The sequence below is a fragment of the Bacillus sp. AFS001701 genome, assembly GCF_002559405.1.
Lineage (GTDB): Bacteria > Bacillota > Bacilli > Bacillales > Bacillaceae_G > Gottfriedia.
Genome location: NZ_NTZO01000149.1, coordinates 1 through 9,892 on the forward strand (window position 1 = coordinate 1; position 9,892 = coordinate 9,892).

Genomic DNA, 9,892 nt, shown 5'->3' on the forward strand with positions numbered 1-9,892 from the left:
ACTTAAAAACGATTAAAATTTATTTAAAAATATATTTAAAGCTTTCAAAAAGATAAGGTAAAAACTTTTTTATTACCACTTAATTTATGTAATTTTTAAAGTTAATTTCTTAAGATTTCAAAAAAAATGGCTTTAGCATTTGCTAAAGTCATTTTCATACTAAAAAAATTATTTGTCAATGATGTAAGTCGAATCAAGTTGATTCCCGCTATTAAAATCAATTTTCCTAATCTTCCTAACTTATTTATAATTAGGAAACTGAATCGGAATATTTAGTATATCTTCTGGTTGGCCGTCTTTTGCACTTGCCACATATAGTGTAAGTACCCCATTTGGACTAGTTGGCTGATCATAATTAATGACTAATTTAAAGTTCCCCCATTCTGGAGCACCCATATCAGCCATTGTATGACCTTCCGCTAATACATTATGTCCATCTTCTATTCGATAAAGAAATGTTGCTTCAAAAACACTAGCTTTCCCCTCAACAATTAACACATTTTTACCTGTTGAGTCATTTACAACTGAAGTGACTTTAAATGCATCGTTTTCAACTGGAGTAAACACTTTAACTGGTGGCTTAGTTTCATCCTTTTTTGGCGGATTATTAGTTCCTTTATCTGGTGTATTTCCTTTATCAGTATTTTTGTCCGTATCTGGAGTATTGCCCTTATCAGTTGTATTGCCCTTATCAGTTGTTTTCCCCTTATCAACTTGTGATGACTGGTCATCTTTTTTGCCATTACCGTAGTCACTTGACTGACAGCTTGTTAAACAAAATATGCTTAAAATTATAAGTCCAATAAATAAAAATCTTTTCATTCTATTAATCACCCCTAATTTAATTTATTGCGACAGATTAAATATTGTTCTGAATCAAACTATTTATTTTAAAGCAAAAGATCAAATGCATTTTAATCGAGGTGGACTTCTAAGAATAGGAATAAATTTTTAAACACATTAAAAGAACGTACTAGCAAGTTGTATTACTATTGGTAAAGTTAGACTGCTTAATATAGTTGAGGTAATTACAGTTTGTGCTGCAAAGTTTGCATGCGGACCTTTGAATGATAGTAATGCACTATTTCTTGAACTTGGGAAGGCACTACCTATAAAAAGGGCTTTTGCAACCACACCTTCAAAACCGAAAATTTTTATAAGGGCAAATGCAATAATCGGACCACCAATTAATCTTAAGAAATTACTAATCGCTAAATTGTTCCAGCTAATTTCTTTCCCCGATTCAGCTAATTGAGCTCCAAGAGTAATTAACGCAAACGGGGCGAATGATTCAGTAATAGGATTTAAAATGGTAACCATTTCATGATTTAATTTCACATGAGATATTTGAAGAATAAAGCCAAGTACTACACTATATATGATTGGAAGCTTTAGCATTTTCATAATTGCTTCTTTCATTTGAACTGAAGCCTCAGCATTATATACCCCAACAGTAAATGTCATTATATTTTGAAACAAAACGATTAAAACTCCAATACTCAATGCAAAAGGATCATTTTTAAAAACTAACGCATTTACTGGCAATCCAAGATTTCCTGAATTATTTAATGCGATGCTATTAGCAAATGTACCTTGCATAGATTTTTCTATTCCTCTCCATCTACATATTAAAGTTGAAATTAGAGACATGGAGACAAATTGAATAATCAAGTAAAATAAAACACCACCTGCAACTTTACCGGATAAAGGACTATCATATATTTTCATAAATACTGCTACTGGAAGAAATAAATAAACTAAGAGGGTTGTTAAAGTACGTAAGTGAAGTTTAAACAGACGATTAAATAAATAGCCTAATATAACATAAAATAATAGAGGTAGCATAACTTCTAGTAGTAATTTTATTACCATTTCTTTTCCTTCTTTCAGATAATCAACCGCTTTTTATTTTATCTACATATCTCGGTTAAAAATTTTTTCTTTTTGTTTCTGAAATTCACTTTCTGTGATCACCCCGTCGTTTTTTAATTTATTTAATTTACGAAGTTTCACTTCAAAGTCCTCTTTTTCTCTTGTAATATACTCTTCAACATTTACTTCATAATTTGATATCCCCCGATCACTAAAAACGTTGTATCCATTGATTATCGTAATCATTAGAGCAATACCGGTCCATAACAATCCGAACAAACCAGCTTGTGGTATTACTATTGTAAAACCAAGGACAATAAAAATAATGCCAATCAATAAACCTAAAAATGACTGCCCTTTACTTGGTTTAACTCGAATCTTTCTCAAATTTCCACCTCTTTTCATTTTAAAATTAAAATCTGAATGAAATAGAAGCTTTGACGGTTAAATTTGATAAAATATTATTTTGCTTTCGAAATACTATATTCGACAAATTATGTTTAAATACCTATTGCAAAAATAAAAAACCACCTAATTAAGTGATTTTTTAAATTTTTATATTAACTTATTTACACTATTATAGATTCAATCTGAAAGGTTTGTATTAAATGATTTCACACCATTTTTTCAAACAAAAATCAAAAGAATTATTTTGAATATTTTTCTTTCCATTCACTTAAATAGAGAACTTCATTTGTTTTTATAGATTCTCCATCAAGTAGCGTTATAAATTCTAAACTATTTCCATCAGGATCTCTGAAATAAACACTTGCTGCTGGCATCCAAGTATGTACTACAGGTTCAATTGGTTTTAATCCAAAAAAGTTTTCAGTTGATGTTATCCCTCTCTCTTTTAGCCATTCAATACTATTCTCTAGTTCATGTAGACTTACTCCAAAAGCGAAGTGACCTTTGTGAAATTCCTTTCCTTTCTCTACTTCCCATAGTCCGAGCATTTGTTTGTCCTCACCAATAAAAAAGAAAGCTACTCTTCTTCTTTCAATTTTATGAGCAAGCTTAATACCTAGTTTTTCGTAAAACAAAATGGATTCTTCTAAATTTTTCACTTCTAAATGAGTTTCATATATACTTTTAATCATCGTTTTTTCCCCTTTCATCAGATGAAAGTAATATCGTAAGTATTTATATTTTAGCATTATGCTGTTTAATTCCAAAAAATTCTGAATTTAAAACTCATCGTGAATGCCTCCAAGATGATATGATTTATTTAACTTTTAATTCAAAATGTAAGGAGGTTTGTACGTGATCTTCCAATCAAATAAGCTTACTATTCGTCAATTAAAAGAAAGTGATGTTCCCCTTCTAGCCAAATGGCTTTCGAATCCTAAAGTTCTTCAATATTATGAAGGTCGAGATAATCCATTCAACGCTGAAAAGGTTAAAAGTATTTTTTTTACTAAAGATCCCTCTATTCAAATGTGTATTGTAGTTTATGGAAATATTGAGATAGGCTATATACAGTTTTATAAATTAGACAATGAAACAAAAATTGAATATGGATATGAAAATACAAATGAAGTAATTTACGGAATGGATCAATTTATTGGTGAAATTGATTTTTGGAATCGTGGAATTGGAAGTTTCCTTGTCTCATCGATGGTGAATTACTTAGTTAATAATCAAAACGCAAAAAAAGTAGTAGTAGATCCACAAACATGGAATGTACGCGCGATTAAATGCTATGAAAAATGTGGATTTAAAAAAATTCGATTACTTCCGAAACATGAGTTACATGAAGGCGAGTATAGAGATTGTTATGTAATGGAGTACGTTTCAGACTGTTGACAAGCTCTTTCACTCAGTCTGAAAATCAAATTTTTAGTACTTTGTCTAACAAACTGAGGCTGCCTAATTATGCTTAGGCAGCCTTAATTTTATTCCGATTCCATTTAACCGACTTGCACCTGTAATAATTGCTATTTTATTTTCCCGCATAGTTTCTCCTCATAAATTTTTCTATTTTAAGTTATTGAACAAAAACTTGTTTTAAAGGTTGATCGGCTGGTCCTTCTAATACGTCACCATAAATTGAAAATCTTGAGCCATGGCAAGGGCAATCCCATGATTTTTCACCATTATTCCACTCGACCTCACAACCTAAATGAGTACAAGTTGTGTCTACACAATGAACTTTACCATTTACATCTTTATAAGCTCCAACTCTTTTCCCATCTAGTGTTACGACTGAGCCCTCATCATTGTATAACTCTTCTATTTTTCTAGAAACAGGTTCTAATTTTCCTTCAATTAAATGTTTAGCTACATCTAGGTTTTGCATTAAGAAATGCTTGATACTAGGGTCTGCTTGAAATCTCGAAGGAGTGAATACATCAGCATCAACAGCTTCTTTTCCTAAAATTAAATTACTTATTAACTGGGCAGAGACTGTTCCACTTGTCATACCCCATTTACGGAAACCAGTGGCTACATAAATGTTTTGATGTTTTGATGATAGTCTACCAATATAAGGCATTTTATCTAAAGTGATTAAATCTTGGGTAGACCATCTGAATAATACATCTTCAATTCCAAAGGTTTCTTCACCAAAAAGTTTTAAATTTTCATAAAAACTCATAGTACGAGTTTCTACACCAGTTTTATGACTTTCCCCACCAATTAGTACTAATTCTTCATTATTATATTTAAATGATCTTAGAGACCTTTTCGGATTTTCCGCACTAATGTACATGCCTCCTGGATAAGCTGTTTTTACTTTTGCAGCTAAGGCATATGAACGATCAGCATGTAATTTCGTAAAAAAGAATTGATTTCCATCGTAAAAAGGAAAATGGGATGCACTAACAACATGCTTACATTTAATTTTTCTTCCACTTTGAGTGACTACGACTGGGCTGTTACCTGTTTCAACGTCAATGACTACAGTTTCTTCATAAACCTTTAATCCATTTTCAATTGAAGCTTTTAATAAATGAATCAAGTATTTTAGTGGGTGAAACTGAGCTTGGTCCCTCATTGTAATCGAATATTTTGTATCAAAAGGTAATAATGTTTTTACTGCTCCAAATGAGTCGATTCCTAACTTTTCATAAGCTTTCAATTCATTTTCTAAATTTCCTACATAATCATCTAAAGTCGTATAAATCGTTGCATCTTGGGTCTCATAATTACATTCTATTTGGTTGTCATTCGTATATTTTTTAATAAAATCCATTGCATTTTTAGTGGAATGATAAAAGATTTTTGTCTTTTCTAATCCAAAATGTTGAATTAGCTCATCATATATTAAATCATGCTGTGCTGTTACTTTTGCAGTCGTGTGGCCGGTTGTTCCATTAATTATTTTATTCGCTTCAATTAAAGCCACCTTCATTCCCGCTTGCGTTAAAAAATATGCGGTTGAAATTCCCGTAATTCCGGCACCAATGATTACAGCATCAAACTCTTCGTCATCGTTAAACGGTTCAAAAGTAGGAATATTTAGTCCACTTCTCCATATTGGCTTTGAGTGCTTCGGCAAGCCATTATAATCTATCTTTTCATTCATCTTTAAATACCTCCATTTATGTTATGTGGTTATTATTACCAAATTAATGGATGTTCATTAAACTAAGTTTTCAATACTACTAATTAGTAAATATTGTTAAAATGGAGATAATGATGAATGCTCATCTAACAAAGTAAAAAAATAGTTAATAATTAGTAAAGAGGGTAATTTACATGGCTTATAGAATTAAAGACACTTTAATTTCTGAAACTGATTTAAAAAATAGAGTAAAAGCACTTGCCGAACAAATTGAACATGACTTTAATAACGAACCACTAATCCTTGTAGTTGTTTTAAAAGGATCATTTGTATTTGCAGCTGATCTAGTTCGTGAAATGAAAAGTAATATTAATGTAGATTTTATTTCTGTTTCCAGCTATAGTAACCAAACTGAATCAACTGGAAAAGTAAGACTGTTAAAAGATTTAGATGAGAATATCACAGATAAAAACGTGGTGGTAATTGAAGATATCATTGATAGTGGTCTAACATTACACTTTTTACGTGACCATCTTCAAATGCATAAGCCAAAATCGATTAAGATTTGTACTTTATTAGATAAACCTGAAAGAAGAAAAATCGATCTACCAGTTGATTATGTAGGTTTTGTCATTCCTGATGAGTTTATCGTTGGCTATGGAATTGATTACGCACAGCAGTATCGAAACCTACCATATATCGCAACTGTAGAAGAATATTAATTTAATCAAAACCATGCCGTTTGATTTTTTATCAAACGGTTTTTTTTATTTCCTGTTAACTTTTTTATTGATTAAGTCGATTAATAAGTTTCGATCCTCTGGAAAACTAAGCTCTATTTCAAGAATTTCATCTGCAGATTTCCAAGCAATATCATATATTAGTTGATCAGGGTCTTGAATTTTAGCATTACCACCAATAATTCTAACTTCGAAATAATGTACTTCTACCTGAAAACCATATGAAATACCTTCTTTTATAAACAATTGCTTAATTACTTCAACTTCATATCCTGTTTCTTCGAATATCTCTCTTTTACAACACTCTTCAATCGATTCATTTTGTTCTAAACCGCCTGAAGGAGTAGCCCAAAGCTTTTGTTCATCAGGCTTGCCTTGAAGTACCATTAAAACCTGCCCTTTACGATTGATACAAATACCAGTTGCCCCAATCCATTTCTCCATGAAAAGCCACCTCTTTTAGTTACTTTATTTAATCTAGCTATTCGATCATTTAATGTTTTATCCTGTTGAAAATGTTCCTTTTGATATTTATATAATTTCTTGGGAAAAATAACTCAAAATTAGTAAACGGGGTGAATTTATGAATCGCAAATTACTACTCATTTTCTTGGTCGTTGTTTGTTTAATTTTTCCGAACTTTAGTTACGCCGAAACTACTGCCAACCCATTAAAAATTGCGTTTGTTCGCGATGGATTCGTTTGGATAAAAATAAATAATAAAGAGGAAAAAATAACAAAAGCAAAAGGGGTTTATTCGAATCAGCCTGAGTGGTCTTTTGATGGGAACTATTTAATGTTTCAAAAAGAAATACCAACTGGTCCTACAGCATCATATCCCACTCGCTCAGAAATATGGATTTATAATATGAAAACCAAAAAAGAACAAAGGATCATTTCCGATGGCGAGAATCCTAAATGGTCCCCTACTAAAAATATTTTTGCTTTTCTAGATAGTGGTGTGTTGAATGTTTCTGATTTTAAAAATTTTTACAATATTGCACTAGGTGTGGATGATTATAATTGGATTCCAAACGGTAAAGGCTTTATAGCTTCATCAGCGGCAGCACTAAATCCGGACGGATGGACAAATCCAGTTTTATATAAAATCACCTTACCAAATGATTTAAAAAATATTACTAGCGCAACAAATACTGTAAAACAATTTTTTGTTGTTCCTAAAACCTTAACAAAAGGCAATACTTCCATTCCGTCCATAAATGCATCAACATTTCAATTTTCGCCTGATCAAAAATGGATTTCTTTTATAGTTAACCCAACAGCTTCTTGGTCTATGGATAGCGATATGCTTTGTATCATTTCTTCAGATGGAAAGGTTTTTGAAGTTCAAGATGAAATTATTTTACATTTAGATAATCCAAAATGGGCTCAAACTAAAAATATTTTAGGATACATTGCAGGTGGGGGCAGATTAGTTTTTGGATACAAAAATAAAAAAATGAATATTACTGAAATGCCGGCATTTACATCTACAAATTTAACACCACCACATTATGCTGAATTAGGATTTACATGGTGTGATGATACATCGATTGTTGTTTCAAGAGTAAAAGAAAGTGAGTGGTCAAATGATGAAAAGAAACGACCAAAACCATCATTAAATGTGATTAATCTTTCTACTCATAAACAATTAAAAATAACGAATCCACCAACTGGAATAGGAGATTATAACCCAGTCTATTCTAAGTCTACCAATAAAATAACGTGGACTAGAAAAGGCGAATTAGATATTGTCGGTAATGTATGGATCGCCAATTTAGATGGTAGTAAACCTAAAATTTTATTAAAAAATGTTAGTTCATATTCTATTTTTGAACGATAAAAAAAGGATGAATTTAGTTTCATCCTTTTTCCATTTCAAGACCATTAACAAAAGAATCATTTTGTAAAACTGGTACTACTTTAAAATGGTTTAATTGACTACAGTGCATAACATCATCTTCAAAGCCCTTCATTCTCAGCTCTCTTCCACTTCCACATTCCCAAATCAATTCTTTAATTTTATGTTTCGAGTAAAGAAACGCGCCAATACAAACTTCCGCTTCTGGTGACTTTGTTCCTTCTAACTCTGCTAAAATAGCTCCTGCTCCTAAATAATCTTCAATAGAAGGTCGCAGTGCATCCTCATTTTTATGTAAATCATTCCAAACCTCACCGCACGGAATGACTGTTATATTGACATTTTTTTCTTTTTTTAGGCGATTAGCCAAACTTGCAACCGAAGACGCATTAAGTAAAGAGCCAATCAATAACGCTGGTACCTTTGAAGCAATCCATGAACAAAATGCCCCATTTAGTGAACATAAAACAAATTTATTATTGGCATGACGTTCAATAAATGATACCGGCGAAAGAGTTGCCTTCCCTAAAACTGCCGCTTCATTTCTTCCTAAAATATACTCTGCTCCAATCTTTTTAGCATAATCTTTCCCATCTAAATTTGGTGGATATGGATAGACAATTGCGTTTTGAACTACAGCTGAAACAACAGTCGATGAAAAACTAAGAACATCAACAATAATCGTAATATCCCCTCGTTCCGCTGCTTCCCTTGCACCCCTTTTTCCCCACTCTACGCGGCATTCATAATTAGATTGATCGAACATGTTCTAAATCCCCTTTATTAATCTTTTAAAATCGTCATACATAGAAAAAGCAATACTCTTTAAAAGTATTGCATCCGTGTGTAGACAAGTTTAAGATTTTTAGATTGACTAACGATATGTAACTTCTGTATACCCTAAACTATTTTTAGTTGTCTTCATCGGCTTATTAGGATAATAGAACACTAAATCTTTATAATTCATCTTATATTTACTTGTTTTAAAGTACTTGTTCAGATACACCGTTCTCATTTTTTCACCATCTACATAGATTGCTTTTCCTTTAGGGCGATCCTTATCAAATCCATAAATTAGTTGATCATTTAAAAAATGCATCCCCTTTCCATCTCCTACATACAAATGCTCTGCACCTGAAATGGAAGCAAAATTCATATTTAAAAACGATGATGTTTTAAATATATAAATACTATGCGGTATATCAGTAATACAAAGCATGTATGGACTATTCGGGATCTTAACCAACTTGTATTCCACTTTTTTTAATTCTGGTAAATCCTTATGAATAGCGAAATTAACTGCTTTTTCTTTTGAATTAAAACTTATTGATATGTAAGTACATATGCTCACTAATGCTACAAAAATTAGCAAGAATGTAATTCTCTTTTTACTCATGTTATAACTTCCCTATTTAGACATTTATTTTATTCAGGAAAAGAGCATACACCTAAACGATTTCCTTCTAAATCTTTAAATTCAAACCATTTAAACGTTCCATCTTCATTCAATTGCTCTAATTCTACATTATGTTCTTTTAAATGATTATAAGCTTGTTCGATATTTGAAGTATAAAAATTAAAACTCATATGCGTATTTGGATTATCTACTTGATTTGTTTTTCTCACTAACGTTAATGGTGTTTCTCCTATATTTAATGCCGCATATCCATTCATCGGATCGTTCCATCTAACCGTAAAACCCAATACCTTAGCAATACCAATCTACCGCTTTCTCAAAATCAGTTTCTTGCAGAAAAACTGTATCAATTCTTTTAAACTGCTCTGACATAGCTAAGTCCTCCTTTTTTACTACTTACTATTTATTCAACACTTGTAAACTATTTCCTTTTATATTTCATGCTTAAAATAAAGGGATTTTACTATAATTAGTCAATTATTTATAAATATTGAAAC

Annotated in this window: 12 protein-coding genes; 3 read left to right on the top strand and 9 right to left on the bottom strand. The window is 31.4% G+C overall.

What is annotated here, in order from left to right; translation table 11 throughout:
• Positions 1 to 240: 240 nt before the first annotated feature.
• The 4 genes from CN514_RS11795 to CN514_RS11810 all read right to left on the bottom strand — a co-directional run bounded on the left by CN514_RS11795 (position 241) and on the right by CN514_RS11810 (position 2,972).
• The gene (locus CN514_RS11795) at positions 241 to 822 is read right to left on the bottom strand and encodes a Gmad2 immunoglobulin-like domain-containing protein (RefSeq protein WP_098232748.1); all 582 of its coding nucleotides are present in this window, start codon (positions 820 to 822) and stop codon (positions 241 to 243) included.
• 138 nt (positions 823 to 960) lie between these two features.
• Positions 961 to 1,872: an AEC family transporter gene (locus CN514_RS11800; protein ID WP_098232749.1), complete on the bottom strand. Its 912-nt coding sequence runs from the start codon at positions 1,870 to 1,872 to the stop codon at positions 961 to 963.
• 42 nt (positions 1,873 to 1,914) lie between these two features.
• A complete protein-coding gene (locus CN514_RS11805; RefSeq protein ID WP_098232750.1) occupies positions 1,915 to 2,259 on the bottom strand; it encodes an SHOCT domain-containing protein in 345 nt (114 codons plus the stop codon).
• Positions 2,260 to 2,519: 260 nt separating this feature from the next.
• Positions 2,520 to 2,972 carry a VOC family protein gene (locus CN514_RS11810; protein WP_098232751.1) on the bottom strand — a complete coding sequence of 151 codons (453 nt, stop codon included), beginning with the start codon at positions 2,970 to 2,972 and terminating at the stop codon, positions 2,520 to 2,522.
• Positions 2,973 to 3,135: 163 nt separating this feature from the next.
• Here CN514_RS11810 and CN514_RS11815 point away from each other — a divergent pair, with 163 nt between their 5' ends.
• Positions 3,136 to 3,678, top strand: coding sequence for a GNAT family N-acetyltransferase (locus CN514_RS11815; RefSeq protein ID WP_098232752.1), 543 nt, complete (start codon positions 3,136 to 3,138; stop codon positions 3,676 to 3,678).
• Between the two features lie 181 nt (positions 3,679 to 3,859).
• Here CN514_RS11815 and CN514_RS11820 read toward each other — a convergent pair whose 3' ends face one another.
• Entirely contained in the window at positions 3,860 to 5,398 is a 1,539-nt protein-coding gene (locus CN514_RS11820; protein WP_098232753.1) for an FAD-dependent oxidoreductase, read from the bottom strand.
• 173 nt (positions 5,399 to 5,571) lie between these two features.
• Between CN514_RS11820 and hpt the strand changes: the two genes are divergently transcribed.
• The gene (gene hpt / locus CN514_RS11825) at positions 5,572 to 6,099 is read left to right on the top strand and encodes a hypoxanthine phosphoribosyltransferase (RefSeq protein WP_069033270.1); all 528 of its coding nucleotides are present in this window, start codon (positions 5,572 to 5,574) and stop codon (positions 6,097 to 6,099) included.
• A 45-nt stretch (positions 6,100 to 6,144) separates the two neighbouring features.
• Here hpt and CN514_RS11830 read toward each other — a convergent pair whose 3' ends face one another.
• Positions 6,145 to 6,561, bottom strand: a complete 417-nt coding sequence (locus tag CN514_RS11830) for an NUDIX hydrolase (RefSeq protein ID WP_098232754.1) — start codon at positions 6,559 to 6,561, stop codon at positions 6,145 to 6,147.
• 139 nt (positions 6,562 to 6,700) lie between these two features.
• Between CN514_RS11830 and CN514_RS11835 the strand changes: the two genes are divergently transcribed.
• Positions 6,701 to 7,960 (top strand): TolB family protein, encoded by a 1,260-nt coding sequence (locus CN514_RS11835; RefSeq protein WP_098232755.1) that lies wholly within the window; start codon positions 6,701 to 6,703, stop codon positions 7,958 to 7,960.
• Positions 7,961 to 7,979: 19 nt separating this feature from the next.
• Here the strand turns inward: CN514_RS11835 and CN514_RS11840 are convergent, their stop codons facing one another.
• The 3 genes from CN514_RS11840 to CN514_RS11850 all read right to left on the bottom strand — a co-directional run bounded on the left by CN514_RS11840 (position 7,980) and on the right by CN514_RS11850 (position 9,652).
• Positions 7,980 to 8,744: a 2-phosphosulfolactate phosphatase gene (locus tag CN514_RS11840; RefSeq protein ID WP_098232756.1), complete on the bottom strand. Its 765-nt coding sequence runs from the start codon at positions 8,742 to 8,744 to the stop codon at positions 7,980 to 7,982.
• A 108-nt stretch (positions 8,745 to 8,852) separates the two neighbouring features.
• Positions 8,853 to 9,374 carry a hypothetical protein gene (locus tag CN514_RS11845; protein WP_098232757.1) on the bottom strand — a complete coding sequence of 174 codons (522 nt, stop codon included), beginning with the start codon at positions 9,372 to 9,374 and terminating at the stop codon, positions 8,853 to 8,855.
• Between the two features lie 29 nt (positions 9,375 to 9,403).
• Positions 9,404 to 9,652: a VOC family protein gene (locus tag CN514_RS11850; protein ID WP_286141647.1), complete on the bottom strand. Its 249-nt coding sequence runs from the start codon at positions 9,650 to 9,652 to the stop codon at positions 9,404 to 9,406.
• Positions 9,653 to 9,892: the final 240 nt, after the last annotated feature.

Coding starts and splice junctions, on each gene's coding strand:
- hpt (WP_069033270.1), top strand. CDS start 5,572: ATGGCTTATAGAATTAAAGACACTTTAATTTCTGAAACTGATTTAAAA.
- CN514_RS11800 (WP_098232749.1), bottom strand. CDS start 1,872: ATGGTAATAAAATTACTACTAGAAGTTATGCTACCTCTATTATTTTAT.
- CN514_RS11835 (WP_098232755.1), top strand. CDS start 6,701: ATGAATCGCAAATTACTACTCATTTTCTTGGTCGTTGTTTGTTTAATT.
- CN514_RS11810 (WP_098232751.1), bottom strand. CDS start 2,972: ATGATTAAAAGTATATATGAAACTCATTTAGAAGTGAAAAATTTAGAA.
- CN514_RS11845 (WP_098232757.1), bottom strand. CDS start 9,374: ATGAGTAAAAAGAGAATTACATTCTTGCTAATTTTTGTAGCATTAGTG.
- CN514_RS11820 (WP_098232753.1), bottom strand. CDS start 5,398: ATGAATGAAAAGATAGATTATAATGGCTTGCCGAAGCACTCAAAGCCA.
- CN514_RS11850 (WP_286141647.1), bottom strand. CDS start 9,652: ATGAATGGATATGCGGCATTAAATATAGGAGAAACACCATTAACGTTA.
- CN514_RS11795 (WP_098232748.1), bottom strand. CDS start 822: ATGAAAAGATTTTTATTTATTGGACTTATAATTTTAAGCATATTTTGT.
- CN514_RS11840 (WP_098232756.1), bottom strand. CDS start 8,744: ATGTTCGATCAATCTAATTATGAATGCCGCGTAGAGTGGGGAAAAAGG.
- CN514_RS11830 (WP_098232754.1), bottom strand. CDS start 6,561: ATGGAGAAATGGATTGGGGCAACTGGTATTTGTATCAATCGTAAAGGG.